This window comes from Carboxydocella sporoproducens DSM 16521, assembly GCF_900167165.1.
In the GTDB taxonomy this organism is placed as follows: Bacteria; Bacillota.
In genome coordinates, this window is the sequence record NZ_FUXM01000002.1 from 30,973 (window position 1) to 53,729 (window position 22,757).

At 40.5% G+C, this 22,757-nt stretch carries 25 protein-coding genes; 23 read left to right on the forward strand and 2 right to left on the reverse strand.

The window, feature by feature from the left end; genetic code table 11:
* Positions 1–25: 25 nt before the first annotated feature.
* The 7 genes from B5D20_RS01060 to B5D20_RS01090 all read left to right on the forward strand — a co-directional run bounded on the left by B5D20_RS01060 (position 26) and on the right by B5D20_RS01090 (position 6,814).
* Positions 26–946, forward strand: coding sequence for an NHL repeat-containing protein (locus tag B5D20_RS01060; protein WP_143311763.1), 921 nt, complete (start codon positions 26–28; stop codon positions 944–946).
* A complete protein-coding gene (locus tag B5D20_RS01065) occupies positions 943–2,406 on the forward strand; it encodes a cytochrome c3 family protein (RefSeq protein ID WP_078664377.1) in 1,464 nt (487 codons plus the stop codon). Before B5D20_RS01060 ends, B5D20_RS01065 begins: the two co-directional genes overlap by 4 nt.
* A 15-nt stretch (positions 2,407–2,421) precedes the next feature.
* Complete coding sequence (locus B5D20_RS01070; RefSeq protein ID WP_078664378.1) at positions 2,422–3,330, forward strand: cytochrome c biogenesis protein ResB; 909 nt, start codon at positions 2,422–2,424, stop codon at positions 3,328–3,330.
* 1 nt (position 3,331) lies between these two features.
* Positions 3,332–4,114: a cytochrome c biogenesis protein CcsA gene (gene ccsA / locus B5D20_RS01075; protein ID WP_078664379.1), complete on the forward strand. Its 783-nt coding sequence runs from the start codon at positions 3,332–3,334 to the stop codon at positions 4,112–4,114.
* 129 nt (positions 4,115–4,243) lie between these two features.
* On the forward strand, positions 4,244–4,429 hold the full coding sequence (locus tag B5D20_RS01080) for a hypothetical protein (protein ID WP_078664380.1): 186 nt from the start codon (positions 4,244–4,246) through the stop codon (positions 4,427–4,429).
* A gap of 490 nt (positions 4,430–4,919) precedes the next feature.
* Complete coding sequence (locus B5D20_RS01085) at positions 4,920–5,288, forward strand: DUF485 domain-containing protein (protein ID WP_200803449.1); 369 nt, start codon at positions 4,920–4,922, stop codon at positions 5,286–5,288.
* Positions 5,285–6,814 carry a solute symporter family protein gene (locus tag B5D20_RS01090; RefSeq protein ID WP_107753386.1) on the forward strand — a complete coding sequence of 510 codons (1,530 nt, stop codon included), beginning with the start codon at positions 5,285–5,287 and terminating at the stop codon, positions 6,812–6,814. The genes B5D20_RS01085 and B5D20_RS01090 overlap by 4 nt, the downstream gene beginning before the upstream one ends.
* Before the next feature lie 27 nt (positions 6,815–6,841).
* Here the strand turns inward: B5D20_RS01090 and B5D20_RS01095 are convergent, their stop codons facing one another.
* Entirely contained in the window at positions 6,842–8,215 is a 1,374-nt protein-coding gene (locus B5D20_RS01095; RefSeq protein WP_078664381.1) for an RsmF rRNA methyltransferase first C-terminal domain-containing protein, read from the reverse strand.
* A gap of 707 nt (positions 8,216–8,922) precedes the next feature.
* Between B5D20_RS01095 and B5D20_RS01100 the strand changes: the two genes are divergently transcribed.
* From B5D20_RS01100 to B5D20_RS01120, 5 genes are read left to right on the forward strand one after another with little or no spacing between them, the layout of a single operon-like run.
* Positions 8,923–9,114, forward strand: a complete 192-nt coding sequence (locus tag B5D20_RS01100) for a 4Fe-4S dicluster domain-containing protein (protein WP_078664382.1) — start codon at positions 8,923–8,925, stop codon at positions 9,112–9,114.
* A 3-nt stretch (positions 9,115–9,117) separates the two neighbouring features.
* Positions 9,118–10,254: a 2-oxoacid:acceptor oxidoreductase subunit alpha gene (locus B5D20_RS01105; protein ID WP_078664383.1), complete on the forward strand. Its 1,137-nt coding sequence runs from the start codon at positions 9,118–9,120 to the stop codon at positions 10,252–10,254.
* The gene (locus tag B5D20_RS01110; RefSeq protein ID WP_078664384.1) at positions 10,248–11,066 is read left to right on the forward strand and encodes a 2-oxoacid:ferredoxin oxidoreductase subunit beta; all 819 of its coding nucleotides are present in this window, start codon (positions 10,248–10,250) and stop codon (positions 11,064–11,066) included. The genes B5D20_RS01105 and B5D20_RS01110 overlap by 7 nt, the downstream gene beginning before the upstream one ends.
* Position 11,067: 1 nt before the next feature.
* Positions 11,068–11,646, forward strand: coding sequence for a 2-oxoacid:acceptor oxidoreductase family protein (locus tag B5D20_RS01115; RefSeq protein WP_078664385.1), 579 nt, complete (start codon positions 11,068–11,070; stop codon positions 11,644–11,646).
* A complete protein-coding gene (locus B5D20_RS01120; protein WP_143311767.1) occupies positions 11,600–12,862 on the forward strand; it encodes a HEAT repeat domain-containing protein in 1,263 nt (420 codons plus the stop codon). The genes B5D20_RS01115 and B5D20_RS01120 overlap by 47 nt, the downstream gene beginning before the upstream one ends.
* On the opposite strand, the gene B5D20_RS01125 is transcribed toward B5D20_RS01120, so the two are convergent.
* A complete protein-coding gene (locus B5D20_RS01125; RefSeq protein ID WP_078664387.1) occupies positions 12,859–13,776 on the reverse strand; it encodes a DUF2225 domain-containing protein in 918 nt (305 codons plus the stop codon). The genes B5D20_RS01120 and B5D20_RS01125 overlap by 4 nt on opposite strands.
* Before the next feature lie 145 nt (positions 13,777–13,921).
* Between B5D20_RS01125 and queD the strand changes: the two genes are divergently transcribed.
* The 11 genes from queD to B5D20_RS01180 all read left to right on the forward strand — a co-directional run bounded on the left by queD (position 13,922) and on the right by B5D20_RS01180 (position 22,714).
* Complete coding sequence (gene queD, locus B5D20_RS01130) at positions 13,922–14,332, forward strand: 6-carboxytetrahydropterin synthase QueD (protein WP_078664388.1); 411 nt, start codon at positions 13,922–13,924, stop codon at positions 14,330–14,332.
* Positions 14,313–14,870 (forward strand): DUF366 family protein, encoded by a 558-nt coding sequence (locus tag B5D20_RS01135; RefSeq protein ID WP_078664389.1) that lies wholly within the window; start codon positions 14,313–14,315, stop codon positions 14,868–14,870. The genes queD and B5D20_RS01135 overlap by 20 nt, the downstream gene beginning before the upstream one ends.
* On the forward strand, positions 14,870–15,604 hold the full coding sequence (locus B5D20_RS01140) for a 7-carboxy-7-deazaguanine synthase QueE (RefSeq protein WP_078664390.1): 735 nt from the start codon (positions 14,870–14,872) through the stop codon (positions 15,602–15,604). Before B5D20_RS01135 ends, B5D20_RS01140 begins: the two co-directional genes overlap by 1 nt.
* Before the next feature lie 13 nt (positions 15,605–15,617).
* On the forward strand, positions 15,618–16,178 hold the full coding sequence (folE, locus tag B5D20_RS01145) for a GTP cyclohydrolase I FolE (protein ID WP_078664391.1): 561 nt from the start codon (positions 15,618–15,620) through the stop codon (positions 16,176–16,178).
* 21 nt (positions 16,179–16,199) lie between these two features.
* The gene (locus B5D20_RS01150) at positions 16,200–16,379 is read left to right on the forward strand and encodes a YpmA family protein (protein ID WP_078664392.1); all 180 of its coding nucleotides are present in this window, start codon (positions 16,200–16,202) and stop codon (positions 16,377–16,379) included.
* An 8-nt stretch (positions 16,380–16,387) separates the two neighbouring features.
* Positions 16,388–17,671: an ArsB/NhaD family transporter gene (locus tag B5D20_RS01155; RefSeq protein WP_078664393.1), complete on the forward strand. Its 1,284-nt coding sequence runs from the start codon at positions 16,388–16,390 to the stop codon at positions 17,669–17,671.
* A gap of 11 nt (positions 17,672–17,682) precedes the next feature.
* Positions 17,683–18,450: a 5'/3'-nucleotidase SurE gene (gene surE, locus B5D20_RS01160; RefSeq protein ID WP_078664394.1), complete on the forward strand. Its 768-nt coding sequence runs from the start codon at positions 17,683–17,685 to the stop codon at positions 18,448–18,450.
* Positions 18,451–18,561: 111 nt separating this feature from the next.
* A complete protein-coding gene (locus B5D20_RS01165) occupies positions 18,562–19,023 on the forward strand; it encodes a hypothetical protein (RefSeq protein WP_078664395.1) in 462 nt (153 codons plus the stop codon).
* A gap of 23 nt (positions 19,024–19,046) precedes the next feature.
* The gene (locus tag B5D20_RS01170; protein WP_159071868.1) at positions 19,047–20,528 is read left to right on the forward strand and encodes an AAA family ATPase; all 1,482 of its coding nucleotides are present in this window, start codon (positions 19,047–19,049) and stop codon (positions 20,526–20,528) included.
* A gap of 71 nt (positions 20,529–20,599) precedes the next feature.
* Complete coding sequence (locus tag B5D20_RS01175; RefSeq protein ID WP_078664396.1) at positions 20,600–21,106, forward strand: CinA family protein; 507 nt, start codon at positions 20,600–20,602, stop codon at positions 21,104–21,106.
* Positions 21,107–21,109: 3 nt separating this feature from the next.
* A complete protein-coding gene (locus B5D20_RS01180) occupies positions 21,110–22,714 on the forward strand; it encodes a DEAD/DEAH box helicase (protein ID WP_078664397.1) in 1,605 nt (534 codons plus the stop codon).
* The last annotated feature ends 43 nt before the right edge of the window (positions 22,715–22,757 follow it).

Below are 22,757 nucleotides of genomic sequence, written 5' to 3' on the forward strand. Positions count from 1 at the left end.
CTCGACCTTCTTCTGGGGTGGGAAAATGGCCAGAAAAATTAGTTGTTTCTTATTTGCTGTTGTTTTTTTTCTAGGAATTGGAGCATATTATTTCTCTCACGGTTATTCATTATCTTATTCTAGTCCTGCAAGAAAAACGATTTATCATTTTTGGCCATCTGGTAATAATAGAATGCTTAATCAACCATTGGATGTAGCTAAGACAGGTAACGATTTATACTGGATTGCTGAAAGTACAAACCAGCGGCTTAGTGCCGTCAATAATAACGGCACAATAGTAAAAGTTATAAACTTAGAGGGAAATTTCGCCCCTGGGAGTATTTGGTGGCAAAACAACCATCTTTATGTTTGTGATTTAAATAGTAATCAAATAATGATATTAGATAAAAATGGAAATTTGATCAATCGTCTATTTTTATCAACAAATGGGGCTATTGTTAAACCTGTTTTTATTACAGGAGACAACCAAGAGCGATTATTTGTGGCTGATGTTTTTTACCATCAGGTAATTGTTTTGGATAACCTGGGTAATATCATTCAGAAAATCGCTAAGCCGGGCCATGAAAAAGGCCAGGTCTATTATCCTTACGGTATCGCTTATGATCAAGGGAACAAACGAATTTATGTCAGCGATTTTGGCAACCAGGAAGTAGATATTTTCGATATAAATGGCAGTTGGCTAGGGGATATCCCCACCTTAAGAGGCAAGCAAATACGCGGTCTGGCATGGGATGAGCGCCGCGAATTGCTTTGGGCCGTCGACATTTTTAATCATTCTGTTTTAATCTTAAATAAGGAATATAAAATTGTTGAACAAATTAATGAGCTGTCAACTGGCCAGTTCTTATATATCCCAAATAGCGTAAGGGTTTTCGGTAACGAAGTACTAATTGCAGACAAAGAAAATAACCGGATAGTACAGAGGATTGAGGTCGATAGAAAATGAAAAAATTTTTTCAGATTATCTTTATGTTTTTTTTCTCATTTTTACCCATAACTCCGGTTATGGCAGCCCCTGACTATCCATTAATTATAAATTACAGGCCCCTGGCAGGAGATCAAGGGGCAGGCATTGATACCGTTAAATCCCCTATTACTATTACCTTTGACCGGCCTATGAATGCTGCTACAATTAATACAAGTACTTTTTATCTCAAGGATAGTAATAATAATTTACTAAATACAACTGTCACTTATGATAGTAATACCAGGGTGGCTACCCTGACATTAAATCCTGCATCAACAAAATTGAATACTAATCAAGTCTATACTGTTTTTGTTATTGGCGGAGTTTCTGGGATTAAAGATAGCAATAATAATCCACTTCCAGGAAATTTTCAATGGTCTTTTGCGACAGGAACTTCGGATTATTTTGTGCCTCATCGCAATTATTCTACCAGTACTGCAAAATGTGGAATATGTCACCAACTGCACCAGGCACCGGAGTATCGACTGGTGCGTAACAGTTCTACTTCAACTCTTTGCTTTACTTGTCATGATGGATCTGCCAGCAATTATAATATTAAATCACTTTTTGCAGCTGGCACCATTTCCTTTCACCCGGTGGCAGGCATATCTTTGGCTGGTAATTCTGATAAACTGAGATGTGTTGATTGCCATAACCCTCATAATGTTAATGATAACCGTCCCCTTGCGCCAGCTGCTTCAGGTGCTTTGTCTTATAGCCGCGGAGTTGCACCACCTGCGCGGCCAGCCTGGAGTCAGGTCGCAGAAGGGGACTGGAATTATAAAATAAGTATTTCGTATCAATACGAACTATGTTATCGCTGTCACTCAACCTGGGATCCAGCCAACCCAACCCATGCTGCTTTAACTTTACGGGATATTGCCAGGGAATTTAATCCTAATAATAAGGCTTTTCATCCAGTAGAAGCAGATAGTCCCAACACAAAGGGAATTTTTGTTTCCGGCTATTCCGCAAGTACCAGGATCTTCTGTACTGATTGTCATGGCTCTCCGGTTTCAGGTGCAGCCAGAGGACCTCATGGCTCTACAAATGTTAAGATTTTAAAAGGACTTTATGATAATAATACAGGAACTGGAAACAGCCAGCATTTATGTTTTCGCTGTCATAATTATAACGCTTATGCCCAAAGAGATCCTTACAGAGATTCAAATCTCACAGGATTTTATAATAGTAATAGAGGCAATCTGCATGCTTATCACACGGACAAATTAAACAGCATTCGCTGCCAGTATTGTCATTCTGCGGTAGTACACGGTCTTAATAGCAATAAACACCTGATTCTGAACACCAGTTTGGAATCCAATCCCTACAAAAGTAGTATTGCCAAAATTACTTACTATCAAGAAAGTAGTGGTAACTATAGTGCAAATAACTGCCGGGTTAATGATACTAATCTTTGCAGTGCACATTCAAATTAATGGAGAGTAATTAGTATGTTAAGAGTATTATCCAGTATCCGATTAGCTAATTTAATCATATTAGTTTATTGTATTTTCTTGATTATCGCTATGCTTAAACCTGAAAAGAAGCTGCTGGATTCTATTTGGTTTTTTATTTTAGGGATATTGTTTTTTTTCAATCTTACAGCCTGTACCCTTAAACAATTGGTTAATTATCGTAAAAACAAAATTGGCTTAGCGCTCTTTCATATTGGACTAGTATTAGTCCTTTTGGGAAATGGTATCAATTTTTTCTGGGGAAAAGAAGGTATTTTACAACTGGGGATTGGACAAACCAGGATTGTTGATAAAAGCAATTTATTAAATTATCGGGAGGGCAAATTTGCTTCCCCGTGGGAAGGGGATTTAGAAATCACGCTCCAAGATATAAAAGTAGAAATGGATCAGGGTAAACCTAAAGTTAAGTATGGAAATTTACTGGTAGTAAACAGGAAAAACAACGCCATAGCTCAGATACCTTTTGATTATGTAAATTCATTTCAGTCAAACGGCCTTTATTTCTGGCCTTTGGAAAGAGGCTATGCTCCTGTATTAGAGTTAACGGATGAACTGATTCACTGGAGTCTACAAACTAAAAAATTAAATAACCAGGAAGTGTACGAAGGAAATTTAAAAACTGGTGATTTAGACCTGAAAGGCCAGCTGAAAGAGCAAAAATTGATTTTAATCTATCAACAAGGAAAAGAAACAAAAGAGAAAGTTTTAAGTCAAGGACAAACAGTATTCATTAATGGACAACAAATTAAATGGCTTGAAACCTCATACTGGCTGGCCTTTTCTGTTAAATACCAGCCAGGCAATAGTATAATCTGGCCAGGAACTCTCTTGCTGATTATTGGTAGCGCCTATCATTATCTACCACTGCTTTGGAAGAAGGGATAACATGTTTAAACTTCAAGTAATAAATTTATGGACAAGCGTTAGTTTCTATGGTGTCGCCTTTGTTTTTTGGGTTGTTCACAGCTACTGGTATAAACCCATTCTGCTTAGGTTTAGTAATTATTCAGGTATAATCGGCTTTGTTTTTCATACTATAGCGTTAATTCTACGCTGGATAGAGGTTAATCATGGCCCCTATCATAATTTTTATGAAGTATTAATTTCTGACATGTGGGTAGCCTTATTGTTTTTCGGTATTTTAAGCTATAAGTTACCTGAACTAAAAAACGGCGCCCTTATCGTATATCCTTTGGCTATGGTAGTTATAGCTTATGCTGTCTTCCAAACCCCCCAGCAAACAGAACTTCCACCTTCATATGCTACTTACTGGCTGACCATACATGTGCTCTTTGCTAAACTGTCCTATGGTTCCTGTTTGCTTTCGGCTGTAGCTGCTGCTCTATATCTGCGTGAAAGAAAAGAGATTTTCGAGAAATGGCAATATCGGCTTGCAGGTATAGGATTCTTTAACCTTGCTGTAATGATTGCTTCAGGAGCAGTTTGGGCATATAAAGCCTGGGGGCGTTTCTGGGGCTGGGATCCCATCGAGACCTGGGCTTTGATCTCCTGGCTTGTGTACGCATTGTACTTACATTTATGGAGAACGCAAAACTGGCGTGGCACAAAATCAGCCTGGTTGGCTATTATCAGTTTCTTATTCGTAATCCTGGCATTTTTCTGCCTTAAATTTCTATATCCTTCTGTTCACGAAAATCTCAGCATATAGAATATTTAGTTCATCTGGAGCAAAAAGATTACCCTCCGGGGTAGTCTTTTTTTGGCACAATCAGAGGATGGTAGAACTGCCAGAATTGTCACTATAATTGAAATAAGAGAAATAAAAGGGGGAAATAGCATGGATTGGTCAACTTTAATGGCCCATATGTATGGAACAGTTATTAGCGGAGTTATGTTTGCTGCAGGTATATATTTTTTCTTTGGATTAAGTGGAAAAACTTCCTTTGGTTATAAAGCTTTTGGAGCGGTTATGAGTAGTCTGGGAGGGTTGCTCTTTTTGCTGACCTTAATTCCTGCATTTTAATGCCAAGGAGGTTACATCAGCAAATGTCCATAGTATGCAAATGCGGATATGAACATTATGATGAATCCAAAATCATTAAACGACGCGATCCAATCACAAATCAGGTACGCCCAGTTTGTAAAATATGCGGGAGAAGAGTTTTTTTTAAATCTGTTAATCCTGCTCAATATAAGAGAATGTTAAGATCTATCCAGACATAGGATAGGTCTTTTTTTACCCTAAATGGTAGAGCGAAAGGCAAAAAGTTTTATATGAATAGCAATTCAGTGCAAAACTAAAATGTAGCTAAATGTTTTAGTTAACAAATATTCATGTTTTTGAGCAGTTTAGTGACTATCTCTGTTTTTTCCCGGGATTTTTCTCGTCGAATTTTAGGGGCTGGCTTATAATATGACTAAACAATTCAGTATTCGGAAAGGAGGTAATTTGAGGCCAGGAGCCCGTAGCAGACAATAACTAACCTCAATTAATTTAAGAAAGGAGTGGCAGTATGAGCATTAATACTGAGGTCGGAATGGGTCAGAACGTAATTGAACATCCAAAACGTTCCCAGGCTGAATGGAAAAAAATCGCTGATAGTCCTGATTTTAAAACTCTTATTAACGCCAAAGGAAAATTTTTGATTCCTACCATCATATTTTCTTTTGTTTATTACTTTGCACTTCCTATTTTAGCTGGTTATGCCCCTGGCTTAATGAAAACAAAGATTGTTGGTGCTATTAATTTTGGCTATTTATTTGCACTTTCCCAGTTTTTCGTAGCCTGGATAATTGCCGGACTTTATAGCTCAGTGTCTAATAATACCTTTGATCCGCTGGCAGAAAAAATTAAGCAACAACAGGGGGGGAAGGGTAGATGAAGATTATTACTTTTGGTCTATTTGCTCTTGTTGTTCTTGCTACCCTGATTATTACTTACTGGGCAGCACGACGTACTAAAACTACTGCCGAATTCTATGCTGCTGGCCGCAGCTTAAGTGGTATTCAGAACGGTTTTGCTATAGCCGGTGACTATATGAGTGCCGCTTCATTTCTGGGGATTGCTGGACTCATTGCTTTAAATGGCTATGATGGTTTTATGTATTCTGTAGGTTGGCTGGTAGCATATATTACTGTTCTACTGGTCGTAGCCGAACCCTTACGAAATAGCGGTAAATATACCATGGCCGATATGCTGGCTTACCGCTTAAAACCCAAGCCGGTGCGGACTGCAGCAGCCCTTTCTACTCTAGTTATCTCCACCTTTTATCTATTAGCCCAAATGGTGGGTGCAGGTAGCTTAATTAAAATGCTAATCGGCTTATCCTATGAAACCTCCATTATTATAATCGGTATAATGATGATCTTATATGTTGCCTTCGGTGGTATGCTGGCAACCACCTGGGTTCAAATCATAAAAGCGGGATTATTAATGGCTTGTGCAATTGTTTTAAGCTTTGCGGTTTTAGTAAAATTTAACTTCAATTTCGTGGACTTTTTTGGCGGTTTAAGCCAGAAGTACGGCCAATCATTCCTGGAGCCAGGGAAATTATATAAGAATCCCATTGAATTAATCTCATTAGGATTAGCGCTAGTTTTAGGTACTGCGGGAATGCCTCATATTCTCATGCGCTTCTATACTGTACCTACTGCAAAAGAGGCCCGGAAATCCGTTGTTTGGGCAATGATTTTAATCGGTTCATTCTACATTATGACAACTTTCCTTGGATTCGGAGCAGCATACTTTGTTGGAGCAGATGCGGTCAAAGCTGCTGAAAAAGGCGGTAATATGGCAGCTCCAATGCTGGCCCAATATCTATTCGGTGGACCTAATACAATTGGTGGTGAAGCTGGTTTAGCTTTCGTTTCTGCGGTTGCTTTCGCTACAATCTTAGCAGTAGTTGCCGGTTTGACTCTGGCTGCATCCAGTGCCTTTGCCTATGATTTTTACACTAATGTAATTAAGGGTGGCAATGTGGATGAAGCTACTCAGGTTAAAGTCGCGAAGAGAACAACTGTAGCTGTTGGTATTGTAGCAATAATTTTGGGGCTTCTAGCTAAAGGCCAAAACGTCGCCCACCTGGTAGCTCTGGCCTTCGCAGTTGCATCCTCTGCCAATGTGCCGGTTATTGTCTTCTCGGTATTCTGGAAGAAGTTCAATACTGGTGGTGCTGTAACCGGTATCCTGGTTGGCCTGGCTTCCTGTATCATTTTCCTCCTGCTAGGCCCCAATGTGATGGATCCAAAGACTGCAATCTTTCCACTGAAGAATCCGGCTATTGTTTCTGTTCCGTTAGGATTCCTGGGTGCCTATCTGGGCAGCTTGTTCTATCGTGAACCGGAAGCCGAAGAGAAATTCGAAGAACTCTACGTACGGGCCAATACCGGTATTGGTGCAGAAGTGTAAAAGAAGCCCCGGCAAAATGCCGGGGCTTCATCTTAATCCCTTTGGATAATGATTTTTAATTAAATGTCCATCATCTTTACCCCAGCCTACTGGAAAACCATTTACTGTTATAGTTAGCCAGCCTTTATTGCCTGAAGCAGGTAGAGGATGGCCAGCAAAGTATTGGAATAATTGTTGATCATCAGGTCCAAATTCAACATTATTAATTGTTTTAATTAACGGCCAGGCTAGAGCGGCACTATGAGCAGGCTCAAACCGATTTTTCTTGAATGCTCCTAAAAGCAGTCCAGGACGCAAAATTTTAAGCCCATTAAAATCAGGGGGCTGTAAGGGGAGCCAGAAAAGATGCTGGTTTCTTTCAAAATAAAATCCTTCTGGGCAGCTATCCAAAAAATCTTTTGCGAATGCTTGCCACGTTTTCAAAGCTGAATTTGTTATATTAACATTAGCTCGTTGGATCTTTGAAGAGATACCCGTTTCTGTTTTTCTCAAAAGAGCAATGAAATGGCCTTCGCCTTCCAGTTTATGAGGCCACAATCTAGTGCATTTTTCCAGCTCGCGATTATTTAAGAGAAGCCATTCGGGATGTCCGCCATCAAAAACAGGTAAGGGATCTGGATGGGAAATTAGACTTAATTCGGGAAAATGAGTCAAAAGCCAGTCAATTACCCCTTCATTTTCAACAGGGTTAAAGGTGCAAGTTGAGTAAACCAGGGTACCTCCTGGTTTGAGCATTGTCACAGCGGCAGAGAGTATTTCTTTCTGGCGTTCAGCACAGAATTCCACCCCGCGCCAGGTCCACTGAGCTCGCAAACTAGGATTTTTGCGGAACATTCCTTCCCCTGAACAGGGAGCATCAACAACAATTTTATCAAAAACCTGAGGTAATTTTTGAGCTAGTTTGGCAGGTAGTTCGTTGCTGATTATACAGTTACCAACTCCCAGTCGTTCTATATTTTCTGCCAGCACTTTTAGTCTGGTTGCAGATGGTTCATTAGACCATAGCAATCCCTGACCGCCCAGGCGGGCAGCTATTTGAGTAGATTTTCCGCCAGGAGCAGCGCATAAATCCAGGATCCATTCACCAGGCCGGGGGTCTAAAGCACTTACAACGGCCATGGCACTTGGCTCCTGCAAATAATACAGGCCTGCCTGGTGATAGGGATGATTCCCGGCTTTCGCTGACCGGGATATATAATAACCTTCCTTACACCAGGGGACCGGTTCTTCTAAAAAGTGGAGCTCTTGCTTCAAAGTATGTGTTTGGATCTTTAATAGGTTTACCCTTAACCCTTTCCGGGCGGTTGTTGAGTAGGAGTTAAGAAAAGCGGTGAACTCATTGCCAAGCCAGGACTGCATTTTGGTTGTATACTCTTCAGGGAGAGGAGGGAATTGGTTCATTCATGTATCGCTCCTTTTTATCAAACAGGACAATTTAAGGCTAGCTGTCTAATTGCACGCTAAACGGTATTATCTACAGTCTAAATGGTTATATATGTTTACTAACGAATGTACTGACATCTGGACAGGTAAAAAAAACTCTTAGCGAAAAAAATAATGAAAATTCCATATTATCTAGCTATATTGTTGGTAAGAAGAGAGCGAAAGGATGAGGTCTATGAGCCAGTGGTGTAGAATTTGTGAAGAACCTCTAGAACGTCCTAAAGACCGTTCGATTTGTGACCGCTGTGAAAGTCAGGTTGATCGACAAGCCCGAAGTAGCTGGTCGCCATTAACTGCTGAAGTAGTTAGACAGAGACTACGTCAAAAAGGTTATCAAAGAGCTAGTAAAAAGTCAAATTCCAGTTAGAAAAAAGGCCGGAGCCTGGGGCTCCGGCTTAGTTTTTGAGGAGGGACAAGAGGGAGCGGTATAAAATGTAGAGGGTGGCGCCAACTCCTGCCAGGAACAGGAGTAGGGCAACAACTTTGGCCATAAACATCACCACTAACTATTGTTGCCCTGGTAATGACAATATATGCGCCATACAAAAAATAGGTGTCAAATATAAAGTATGTAAAAAAGTTTTCAAAAAATACAAAATTATCTTGTTGTTCTGCTAATAAAGACATTATAATTAAGTATAGAAAGAGAACGGGGAGGGGAAAAAGTGGCTAAAATTGATATTAACAGTCGCTGGTGCAAAGGTTGCGGTATTTGTGTAGCTTTTTGCCCACAAAAGGTCTTGGAACTATCTCTTTTGGGAAAGGCAGTGGCTGTAAGTCCTAAAAGATGCATTAACTGTAAAATGTGCAGTGAACATTGCCCTGATTATGCTATTGAAGTGTTCAAGGAGGAATGAGGGGTGAGCGGGAGAAAACTGGTACAAGGCAACGAAGCCTGTGTCTATGGGGCACTGGCTGCGGGAGTTAGATTTTATGCGGGGTACCCGATAACCCCGTCTACCGAGATTGCAGAAATGATGGCAACTGAACTGCCAAAATATCAAGGCACATACATCCAGATGGAAGATGAAATTGCCAGTATGGGGGCGGTATTAGGTGCGAGTATGGCTGGAGTAAAAGCCATGACTGCGACCAGCGGCCCAGGCTTTTCCTTGATGCAAGAAAATATTGGCTATGGTTATATGGCAGAAGTCCCTTGTCTGATAGTAAACGTGCAGCGCATGGGGCCAAGTACAGGCGTCCCGACGGCCCCTGGTCAGGCTGATGTACAACAGGCACGCTGGGGCACTCATGGAGATCATCCAGCCCTTGTACTTACCCCCTGGAGTGTAGAAGAATGTTATACCCTGACTAAAAAGGCGGTAGAGCTCAGCGAACTACTATCTATGCCAGTTATCTTACTTATGGATGAAGTTATTGGACATATGCGGGAAAGCATAAATATAGCCGAAGAATTAAATTTCGCTCAAAAGGCAGAGCGAGCACTTCCTGCTCTTTCACCTCAAGAATATCAGCCCTATCGGGCCGATGAAAAAGGGCGAATTCAGCTGGCACCTTTTGGGCATGGGTATCGTTATCACATAACGGGTTTAGTCCATGATGTTAAAGGTTTTCCTACGAATAACCCCAAACTTATTGAGGAACAGCTCGTAAGAATTCAGCGGAAGGTTGAACTAAACCGACAGGAAATTGAGCTTTATGAAACCTATTATGCTGATGATGCAGATTATCTACTGGTTAGCTATGGTTGTTCTGCCAGATCCGCGTTTGCTACAATGCGCAAGCTAAGAGCTAATGGTTTAAAAGTAGGACTTGTGCGTTTGATTACCCTCTGGCCATTACCGGATAATTCACTTAGGAACATTGTCAAGAATAAAAAAAGAGTTTTTGTTGTCGAGATGAACCAGGGCCAGATTACCAGGGAAATAGGAAGAGTTGTTGCCGGCCTTTGTAAGGTACAGGGCATTCACCGGATTGATGGGGAGCTGATCACACCTAATGAAATTTTGGAAAAGGTGGTGGGATCTTTATGTTAACTGAACTGAAGCCATTTTTGCGGCTGGATCGTTTACCCCATATCTGGTGCCCTGGGTGTGGCAATGGCTTGGTCATGGCAGGCATTATCAGGGCCATTAAAAGGGCTGGCTTGAATCAGGATGAGGTAGTGATTGTTTCCGGCATTGGCTGTTCTGCTCGAGCCAGCGGTTACCTTGACTTTAATACTGTTCATACTACCCATGGCCGGGCCTTAACCTTTGCCACCGGTATTAAACTGGCCAAGCCCCATTTATCAGTCTTTGTTTTAATGGGAGATGGTGATGCATTAGCAATTGGCGGCAATCATTTTATCCATGCCGCCCGACGCAATTTGGATTTGAATGTCATAATATTTAATAACCAGATCTACGGAATGACCGGTGGGCAGGCAAGCCCTATGACACCAGCTACAAGCAAAGCAACCACTGCACCTTATGGACAACTTGAGCAGCCTTTTGACACGGTTGAACTGGCTAAAGGAGCTGGTGCTACCTTTGTCGCGCGTTCAACAGCATATCATACTCAGTTAACCGCAAAGTTTATTGCCGAGGGAATAAAACACAAAGGATTTGCGGTTACAGAAGTGATTACTCAGTGTCCTGTTGCCTTTGGCAGAAGAAATGGAATGGGCAACCCGGCGGATATGCTGAAATGGCAAAAAGAAAGAGCATTGAATATTGATGTAGCCAAAAACCTGGGGGTAAAACCGGAAGGAAAGTTCCTAATCGGTATTTTACATCAGGAGGAGCGGCCTGAACTTGGTGAGCTTATTGCTTCACAAAAGGCCAGATGGCAAAAGGGGGACAACTAGTATGTTAAAAGAATTTCGTTTATCAGGTACTGGTGGACAGGGGATAATTCTGGCAGCTATCTTGCTGGCTGAAGGCGCAACCCGGCAGGGACTAAACGTAGTTCAGACCCAGTCCTATGGACCGGAAGCACGGGGTGGAGCGTCCAAGGCAGAAGTTAAAATAAGTGATGAGCCCATTGATTATCCCAAAGTTGAAATGCCGGAATTATTATTGGCTTTGTCTCAGGAGGCCTATGATAAATATCATAATTCCGTCCAAGAGCGAGGAATCATAATAGTCGATGAGGACCTGGTCCCCCATACAGTTAATACTAATTGCCAGCTGTTCAAGATTCCATTTACCCGTTTGGCTAAAGAAAATATCGGTAAAGAAATTGTAACTAACATTGTAGCCCTAGGCGCGATTGCCGCCTTAACAAAAGAGCTTGATTCCACGTCGATTTTAGAGGCTTTACAGCAAAGAATTCCCAGCCACTTGCTTGATATAAATCTTGATGCCTATAACTTAGGTTATAAACAGGGAGTGCAAGCATATGCGCAATCCCAGACCTTCACCAGACTGGAACAGAATAGCCAATAGTGTACGGGATGTCTGCTTCCATCGCTGGGGGGGACCAAGAAGCCCGTTAGCTGTTGGCTATTTGGAGCAAACCATGCTACCAGATATCCTCTGGTTTTTGCATCGGCTTGAGCCCTGGTGGCATACAGTATTAGCCCAGGAGCTACTAAAGGATAAGTTTGTGATCCAGCATGGTTTCCCCAATGTTCTAGGCCAGGGGATGGCTGAGGAAATATTGGTTGAAATATCACCCTGGCAGACAGAACAGGGCGAAGAAAAGGACCTCTTGTTTCTTTTGTTATCTCCTATTGCGCTTGATCAGCCGATGCATTATTTGACAGAAACTTTTCCTTTGCCAGAGGAAATCTGGGCAAAATTTAAAATGGCCTGGCGGCAACAGTACAATTTCCTCACCAGGTGGCAACCACAAATCCTCGATTTTATTAGATTATGGCAGGACAATAAAGACTTTCAGCTAACCTGGCAATTTAGAACAGAGTTGTGGTTAGTTGGCATCAATTCTGATTGGGACTTTTATCTTAGCCAGCTTATACAACTGGAAAAATGCCGTATAGGTTTGCTAAACAGTCTAGAAGATTCATATGATCTTGACTTGATTCCATCTAATTGGTTAAACCTAAAAGCAGATGGCCAAGTAGAACTGAACAAAACCGGGAGTAAAATAATAACCCCCTGGATTGTAGAAGATATAATAAATACAGTCGAAGACCGTATGTTATTAGGTGGACCAACTCATGGCATCAACTCAGCTATGGGGGTTCTAGCCAGATTATATCCTGAACAAATAAAGTATTTACTAGATTTAATTGTAGATCGTAATCGGCAAGGATGGTTACCTTTGCTGGAAAGCTGGTATGCGAGGGCAGACAAAGAGATAAAAATTTATCTAATTGATGCAATTGGACATTTAGGCAAACAAAAGGCATTACCATTTTTAATCACTGCACTGCAAGCTGATGATGCTTCCATCATTCTGGCAATTTGTGAAACCCTGGCTATGATAGGTGATCGAAGTTGCGGCTTTGCCCTTAGCGCTCTGTTAAAGAACGGCAGTTATATTGTGCAGGAGAAAGTAGTATATACTCTGGCTGAATTGAAATTCACCCCGGCCCTTAAAAGCTTCCAGAAGATGCTTGACGATCCTAACGTTTCTCCAGAGTTAAAAAGAACAATCAAACGTGCAATTCATATTATTAATACACCCTCTTCCAGTTAAAAACTGGAGAGGGTGTTTTTGAATTCATCATAGATGTCCTTGAGATTTTCTGATTTTTGAAGTCTAGTGATCAAGAAACTAAGAAATTCAGATATAGCTTGATGGGGAGGTAAAGGTATTTCTTGCAAAAATGACTTTAGCCAAATGTACTGATTTTCATATAATTTTATGTTTAAATTAATTTCTTTTGGCATAATATTGCCGTTTGCTTGTTGTTGGGCCGAGTTCTTGTTATCTTTTTCCTGTTTTTGTTCTTTAGTAATATACCATTGCTCTCGCGCAAGTCGTTCTACCTCAGGTTCGTTTTTAATTTGGGGATGGGAAACAACTTTACTAAACCAGAAAATGGCTTCATCAAATTTACCCAGTCTGCGTTTTAACTCACCGATTAAATAGAGCTGTCTTACTTCCGACATTTCATTCTGAGTATAACTATTTAAATAGTTTTCTTCATAATGCTTACAGGCTAGTTCCAGAAAAAATATTTCTTTCTCTTGATTTCCCAAAAAACGATAACACCAGGCTGTTCTTAGAAATAGCGGAGCCAATTTATGGGGCGGTTTTTTGCATATTTGCATAGTGCGAATTAATAACTCAAAAGCCATAGCAGCATATGTCCAGTTCGGCTCAAACTTAAATTCAGGGTCCTTAGCTTTTAATATAGGCAGTAAAGTTTTTAGTCTTTCCTTTTCCTCGGAAGGGTGATCGGTTCCAAAAGTTTTGCTGGGAGCAGCATAATGGCATTGGGGACAAACAGCTACTTGATAAAGAAGGGGATTAATACCACTATACTGGGGACAAAAGTCAGAGTCTCTTCCAATAAGGCTATAACTGCTGCTTTTTACCCGATAAACTTCAACTACTGTATGACATATCGGGCAAGTTTTTTTTACGCTGAATATTTGGTTACTCATAGTAAGCCTCCTTTACAAAGAAAAAATTCTACATTAAACGATATTTTCCTCCAAAGTTTTATTTTTTACTTGCAAAAGGAGGGGTAAATGTAGTTATACTATATAGGGGTGGTAAAGTTGGCGCTCAGGACAAGGAGGAAAAAAAGTGTTTGAAGTAGCAATTAAGGAAAGTTTTGCAGCGGCCCATCTCATTAGAAATTATCCCGGGGATTGCGCAAGATTACATGGTCATACCTGGTTTGTAGAAGTAGGTATTTATGGCGAAGAACTGGATGACCTGGGGATGCTAATAGATTTCAGCAAACTGAAACAGATTGTTCGCAGTTATTTGAAAAAACTTGATCATCAATTAATAAATGATTTACCAGAGTTTCGGGAAGGAGAGCTTAATCCTACCGCAGAGAACCTAGCTTTCTATTTGTATCATCAAATAAATCAGGTTATAAAAAAGGAATGGCCCGATAAAAAAATTGCATTAGGATGGGTTAAAGTTTGGGAATCCCCTACAGCATGGGCTATTTATCGGAGGGGTAAAAATGAAAACATATCTGGTTAAACATGAGCTTACATATAATGGAGAACAGCTCTCATCGCTGTTTGCATATCGCAATTTTAGAGTTCAAGGCGATAGTATCGTAGCTTTTATCGGTCCCTGTCGTGTTGAATTATCTGAAATGGTGGATTTAGAAGACGTTTTGGCTCAGGACTGGATATATAGCCCCAGGATGTTACATTTTATTATTGAAATTTTTCATCTAGATCTGGAGAAAATGGTAATTATTCAACGCTTATTCATTGCTATTATTAAAGAACAACTGGAGTATTACGGCGTGAAAGGAATAAAACGTAAAGGAGATGACTTGTATTTAGAAAATAAGAAACTTTCGGTGTCAATAGCTACTCTAAGTCCGGTATCATGCCTGATTCATACTGGATTGAATCTAGAAACAGAAGGAACTCCAGTCGCTACTGTCGGCCTGAGAGAATTAGGGATTGAAAATACTGAAGAATTTGCAGAGCAGGTAATGATCGCTCTGGCAAATGAAGTTGAATCGATTAAGCTGGCCCGCTGTAAAGTAAGGGGAGTTAATTAATGCAAGCAGCTTTTCTGATCGAAATGATGTCATCCTTTCAAGGGGAGGGTACTGTCGTAGGCTTACGCCAGTTATTTCTTCGTTTTGCCGGTTGTAACCTTGCTTGTGCATATTGTGATACCCGTTATTCCTTGCATGCGCAAGAAACCTGGAAAGTTGAATTCCCTCCAGGTACGGGTTGTTGGAACATATTAACAAATCCAGTTACTGTAGAACAGTTGCTAGAACAAATAAAAAAATTTAATCCGGATAAACATCATTCTTTGAGTTTGACGGGTGGTGAACCCCTATTACACTCGGATTTTCTGCAAGAATTTTTACCTAAAATAAAACAAATGGGGTGGAAAATCTATTTAGAAACTAATGGTACACTGGTACATAACCTTAAACAAGTTCTAGATTACATTGACATTATTGCTATGGATATTAAACTGGAATCAGCTACTGGAGCTCCGACCCCCTGGGAAGAGCACCAAAAATTTTTAGAATTAGCGATGAATAAATCCTGTTTTATTAAAGTAGTAGTTAATAGCAGGACGGACAGGCGAGAAATCGGTCAAGTTGCCCAGCTAGGGCCTGAACGTACCATAGCAATTGATATAGTATTACAACCCCAAACTGGTTCAGAATTACCGCCGGCCAATCGATGGATAGAATGGCAAGAAATTTTAAAGCCATTTTATCGGGAGGTAAGAATAATTCCTCAGACTCACAAGATTCTGGGGGTATTATAGAAAGGGTGGAAGTATGGATATCAGAAAAATTGAAACAGCTATGCGAATGATCCTGGAGGCAATAGGGGAGGATCCAGAAAGAGAAGGATTAAGGGATACCCCCAAGAGAGTAGCTCGCATGTACGAAGAGATTTTTCATGGACTGGAAAATGACCCCAGGGAACATTTGCAGGTTTTATTTACTGAAGACCATGATGAAATGGTTTTAGTCAAGGATATACCATTTTATTCCATGTGCGAACATCATTTTTTGCCTTTCTTTGGCAAAGCTCATGTAGCCTATATACCAGCTAAAGGGAAAATAACTGGACTGTCGAAATTAGCCAGGGTTGTCGAAGGGTATGCTAAACGTCCTCAGCTTCAGGAACGTTTGACCAGTCAAATCGCAGATGCTATTATGGAATGCCTTCAGCCCCGGGGCGTCCTGGTAGTTGTGGAAGCAGAGCATATGTGCATGACCATGCGGGGAGTTAAAAAACCTGGCTCATATACAACCACTTCAGCTGTAAGAGGAATTTTTAAAACTAATAATGCTACCCGTGCGGAAGCATTTAGTCTGATTAACAGCAATTAACAAAAGTAAGGAGAAGAGAAAATGAGTGAAATGGAAAAGGATAAACTCATTTTACTGGCAACTAAGACAGTACCTGCTAATCCTGAAATGATCTATATAGTTGATTTTCTTAATAAAAACCTTAAACACAAAAAGGTGATGTTTGGTCTAACATTAAATAAAGAAGAAAAAACTATGACCTTGTCTATCTATGAGGTATAAAGGAGAGAATGGGTATGAATCAGGTTTGGGTAGCCGGGATTGTTTTTCTGTTAACCTATGCTGTGATTATCTCGGAAAAGTTACATAGGACGGTTGTGGCCCTCCTGGGTGCGGCAGTTTTACTTATCATGGGCACACTCTCTCAAGAAACAGCTTTGCATCATATTGATTTCAACACCTTAGGACTGTTGACTGGGATGATGATCATTGTCGGTATAACCCGTCACTCCGGGGTTTTTCAATATTTGGCAATTGTGGCAGCGCGTTGGGCAAAAGGAGAACCTATGGCTATCATGGTGGCATTAGCGACGATCACTGCTGTACTGTCTGCTTTTCTGGATAATGTAACTACGGTATTATTAATCGTGCCAGTCACCTTTTCTATAACTCGAGAACTGAAAATTAATCCAATTCCTTTTTTAATATCCCAGGTGTTGGCGTCTAATATCGGTGGTACAGCTACTTTAATTGGTGACCCTCCTAATATTATGATTGGCAGCCAGGTTAAAGAGCTAACTTTCAATGCCTTTATCTGGAATTTAGCACCAGTAATAATTATTATTTTTATTGTAACAATTTACTTATTAAAATGGATTTACCGTAAAGACTTAAATGTTGCTCCTGAGCTAAAGTCCCGTTTAATGGCTTTTGATCCCTATAAAGAGATTAAAGACCCTTTACTTCTGAAAAAATCCCTGCTGGTTTTGGCTTTAACCATTGCTGGATTTGCTACCCATCAAATCTTCCACCTGGAATCTGCAACAATTGCCATGGCTGGTGCAACCCTCTTGATGTTAATTAGCAAAGTTGATATGGAAAAAATCTTCCATGAGGTAGAATGGCCAACCCTCTTCTTCTTTATTGGACTATTTATCCTGGTAGGGGGGTTGGTAGAAGTAGGAATAATCAAAGCCATGGCTGAAAAATCTCTGGAAATAACTGAAGGTAATCTCACCTTTGCTGCAATGTTAATTTTATGGGTTTCTGCCATTGCTTCCGCCTTTGTAGATAATATTCCCTTTGTTGCTACCATGATTCCGCTCATCAAAACCATGGGCCAGCTGGGGAACATGGGCAATATTGAACCTTTATGGTGGGCTTTGTCTTTAGGAGCATGTCTGGGGGGAAATGGTACCATTATCGGTGCATCAGCCAATGTTATTGTGGCAGGGATGGCTGAACGTCAGGGCTATCCTATGACATTTGTTGGCTTTATGCGAATTGCTTTTCCCCTGATGATAGTCTCGATAATTATCAGCTCAGCATATATTTATCTCAGATATTTGTTATAGGGGGAAAATAAATGCGTATCCTGATCAGCAACGATGATGGGATCTGGGCCCCTGGTCTCAGGGCCCTGGTAGAAGCACTAAAGCCCCTTGGTGAAATTTTTGTTGTCGCCCCTGATCGGGAAAGAAGTGCAACAGGACATGGTATCACTGTTCACTGGCCCCTGAAAGTAGAACAGGTTGATTTTGGCATTACCGGGGTGCAAGCCTGGTCAGTTGAAGGTACACCCGCCGATTGTGTAAAGCTAGGAATTGAGGTTTTGACTGCGGGTAGTCGTCCTGATGTAGTTGTATCCGGGATCAACAAGGGCCCTAATCTGGGCACGGATGTTCTGTATTCTGGCACAGTTTCTGCAGCCATTGAGGCTATTATAAACGAAGTCCCGGGAATTGCTGTCTCATTGGCCAGCTATCAAGACTTCAACTTTGCAGCTACTGGAAAAGTCGCTGCCTACATGGTTGAAAAATTATTGGAACATGGGATTTCAGAAGATACTATTCTCAATGTAAATGTACCGCCACTGCCGCTGGATAAACTGAAAGGAATAAAAGTAACCAGACTGGGTCAAAGAAGATATCAAAATGCTTTTCACGAGCGAAGAGATCCGCGCGGCAGGGTTTATTACTGGATTGGCGGGGAACCGATAGATCTAGATGCCAGTCAAGACACAGATATCTGGGCGATTGAAGCAGGATATGTTGCTGTTACACCAATACACTTTGATTTAACCAATTATAAAATCATCCAGGAAGTAGATGGCTGGGATTTGTCGCTGAAATAAATTGGCATTAACCCCTGAAAAAAACAGGGGTTATTTTTTTTACCTTTATTACCTCTAAAATCATAAAGAAAATAAATAAATCTTTCTTTATAATAATTTTGAGGTGATATTATGAAAAAGGTTATCCTGGTGAATTTGCTCACGGGAGTAATGATTTTTGGACTCTTGTTTTTATATAACCAAAATAATATTGAAAAGCTTTTTAAGGACAATCCTTCTGTAATGCAAGTAAAAGTAAATGACCAGCAAATTAACATTAAGCTTAACTTCTCTTCAACCCTTTCTGAAAACCTGATTAATATTTTAGAAAATACACCGCCTGATTATAAAATTTATTTTATTTCCGAAAGCAATAAGCAAATTGATACTTTTTGGCAAAAACACAAGAATAAAATATTGGAATTATTAATAAACAGGAAATTAACTGCTGCTGAAGAGCTGGTTCAGCATTTATCACAACAGCGCATACAGGGGCAAATTGTTGTTACCGATAAGGGAACCCTGCTAATTTTGAAACAAAATAAAAATTTCCTGGTGGAATTGATACCGGTAAATTTACTATCAAGCAGCTAATTTCTATGGTGAAGGGGGATATCATGAACAGATTGATTCTATATATAAACGGACCAATACTGGCAATAGGACTTTACACCTGGTTATATGACCGGGAATATTTTGGTTTGATTTTACTGTTAGCTATATTTGCGCTGGGTTATCAGTACTTGTTAATGAAGAATTTGATACCCGGGTTACCTTTCAGTAACCAAAAAAAGTATGAGCTGGTACAATTCAGCGATATTGGCGGTCAGGAACGCGCTATTAAAGAACTACAAGAAGCCCTGGATTTTCTTAACCTTTCTCAAGAAGTACAAAGACTGGGTATCCGACCAATCAAAGGTATTTTGTTAACTGGTCCTCCAGGTACCGGAAAAACATTGTTAGCCAAGGCGGCAGCAACTTATACTGATTCGGTTTTTCTTTCTGTTGCAGGATCTGAGTTCGTTGAAATTTTCGCCGGTAATGGTGCCAAAAAGGTACGTCGCCTATTTAATGATGCCCGTAAACTAGCGAGGAAAGAAAAGAAAAAACATGCGGTTATTTTTATTGATGAAATGGAAGTTGTGGGGGGCAAACGAGGCAGAGTTGCCAATCAGGTTGAGTATGACCAAACATTGAATCAGTTATTAGTAGAAATGGATGGCTGCCAACCGGAGGATAGTGTTCACATTCTGGTTATTGGTGCAACCAACCGCCCTGACCTTTTAGACGATGCTCTATTAAGGCCTGGCCGTTTTGATCGCCATGTGGAAGTAAGCTTACCTGACATTAAAGGGCGGGAAGCAATTTTAAAAATACATTTACGCAACAAGCCTGTCAGCCCTGACCTGGATCTATATGCAATTGCTAAACAAACTTATGGTTTTTCTGGAGCGCAATTGGCCAGTGTAGCTAATGAAGCGGCTATCTATGCTTTGCGTTCCGGAAAAGAACATATTGGGCAGGAGGAGTTCTTAAAAGCGATTGACAAAATTCTTTTAGGTGAACACAGAGACACACTATTAAGTGATGCTGAAAAATTCAGAATCGCAGTCCATGAGATAGGTCATGCTTTTATTTCTGAATTTTATTTCCCCAAAAGCATAGCTCAGATTACGATTGTCCCCAGAGGCAAAGCATTAGGCTTTATCAGACAAATACCAGAAAAGGATGAGCCAATCAAAACTGAAAGTGAAATTAGAAAGAAAATCAGGGTGTTATTAGCCGGGGGGTTGGCGGAAGAAACTATTCTCGGTGAAAAGAGTACGGGCAGCAAAGGGGACTATCAACAGGCTCTATTGTACATCAAGGAACTCATTTACTGTGGAATGAGTGGCTTAAAGCTGGTCGATCCTGAAAGGATTCCGGAAGAAATTATAACTGAAAAGATTAATGATATTGCGGAAATGGAATCACAAATAGTTTTGGAGATTTTTAGTAATTATCAAAATGATTTAGTTCAATTAAGCAATATTCTTTTAGAAAAAGAAACTCTAACGGGCGATGAATTTTACAACCTGCTGCCTTCTTTCGGCAAGTAACGCTGAAAGAAGGCTTTTCCATATCTGCGGATTATGATAAAATTATTACATATCAGGCTGGAGGGTAAAAGATGTCGCGTTCTGTAGAGGTTATCAATAAAAAAGTTGCACAAATTTTAAATCAATATAGCATGAGATTAGCGGTTGCTGAATCCTGTACAGGTGGATTATTAGCTGCCAAGATTACCGATCTTCCCGGCAGTTCTGAATATTTCTCGGGCGGTATAGTGGCTTATGCCAATGATGTTAAAGTAAATTTATTAGGCGTTAAAACAGAAACTATCGAAAAGTATGGTGCTGTCAGTTCCCCTTGTGCCCGGGAAATGGCAAAGGGAGTAAAGGAACGACTTGGAGCTGATTGCGGAATTGCTATAACAGGCATAGCAGGACCGGGTGGAGCTACCCCTGATAAACCAGTGGGACTAGTTTATTTTGGTATTGCAATTGCAGAGTTCACCTATGTGGAAAAGCAGTTCTTTAAAGGCGACCGGGCAGAAATACGTAAAAAAGCAGCTGCTCACGGTTTGAAATTGCTTTACCAGATCATAACAAATAGATACCTTAATGAAAGGAGTTAGTAAATGTCACAGGAAAAATACTTTTTTGGAAATTTACAATTAAGCAAAAACGTATATCGCGCTATCAAAGAAATGGGGTTCGAAGAGCCTTCGCCAATTCAGGCCCAGGCAATTCCCCCCTTATTAGCCAATAAAGATGTTATTGGTCAAGCTCAGACTGGAACAGGGAAAACTGCTGCCTTCGGTATTCCGATTGTGGAGAAAATCAATCCTCGCTATAAAGGAGTACAGGCATTGGTTTTAACTCCTACCCGGGAATTGGCCATCCAGGTTGCTGAAGAAATTAGTAAGATTGGCAAGTTTAAAGAAGTAAAAACTTTGCCGATTTATGGTGGACAACCTATTGAGAGACAAATTCATGCCTTGAAAAAAGGGGTACAGATTGTCATTGGAACTCCTGGCAGGATATTAGACCATTTAAATCGTAAGACTCTAATTCTTAACAATGTCAAGATGGTGGTTCTGGATGAAGCTGATGAAATGCTGGATATGGGTTTTATTGATGATATCCAGACCATTTTTGAATTTTTGCCCGAAACAAGACAAACATTATTGTTTTCAGCAACTATGCCCGTACCGATATTGAGTTTGGCTAAAAAATACCTTAATGAACCAGAATGGATTACTGTTAGCAAAGATGAACTCACAGTACCATTAATTGAACAAATCTACTATGAGGTAAGAGAAAACGAACGCCTTGCAGCTTTATGCCGGATCTTAGATGCCTCTCAAATTACACAGGCTATTATTTTTTGTCGGACTAAAAAAGGAGTAGATGACTTAGTAGGTAGTTTACAAGCCCGAGGCTATGCGGTAGACGGATTGCATGGTGATTTAACTCAGAGCCAAAGGGATAAGGTTATGAACTCTTTTCGTCTAGGAAAACTGGAGTTTTTGGTAGCTACTGATGTGGCTGCCCGCGGGATCGATGTGGACAATGTCAGTCATGTTATCAATTATGAAGTACCACAAGATCCTGAATCCTATGTGCATAGAATTGGTCGTACCGGTCGGGCTGGCAGGCAAGGCACTGCTATAACCCTGGTAGTTCCCCGCGAATATAAACAGCTAAGACTGATTGAAAAACTTGCCAATACTTCGATTCGCAAGGAAAAGCTGCCTACTCTGGCTGACATAGCTGAAAGAAGAAAAGAAAATGTAATTGCTCGAATTGAACAAATTGTGTCCAATTTGAAACTCGAAGATTACTATCCGATCATTGAAGAGCTAACAACCAGATATGAGCTAAGGGATATTGCGGCTGCTCTATTATTTGGGTGGATTGAGCCTGCAGAAACTGTAATCAATGAAATCGAGGACAATGATGACGATTCCTTGTTCCAGAACACCGGAGCGGGTCCAGGCATGGTTCGATTCTTTATCAATGTTGGTAAAGAAGATGAAATTACTGTTAAGGATTTAATTTCTTTTATTGTTGAAGAAGCTGGCATTGAAGAAAAACAAATTGGTAACATTCGTTTGCTGGGCCGCTTTAGTTTTGTCGAAATACAGCAGGATATTGCTGAAAAAGTCTATTACTGTTTGCAAAAAACTTATTTAAGAGGACGCCGAATCAATGTCGAACCTGCTCGGAATCGCCAGAAATAAAAAGCTTGACCAGGGAAATGGGAACTGATAAAATAAAAACAAA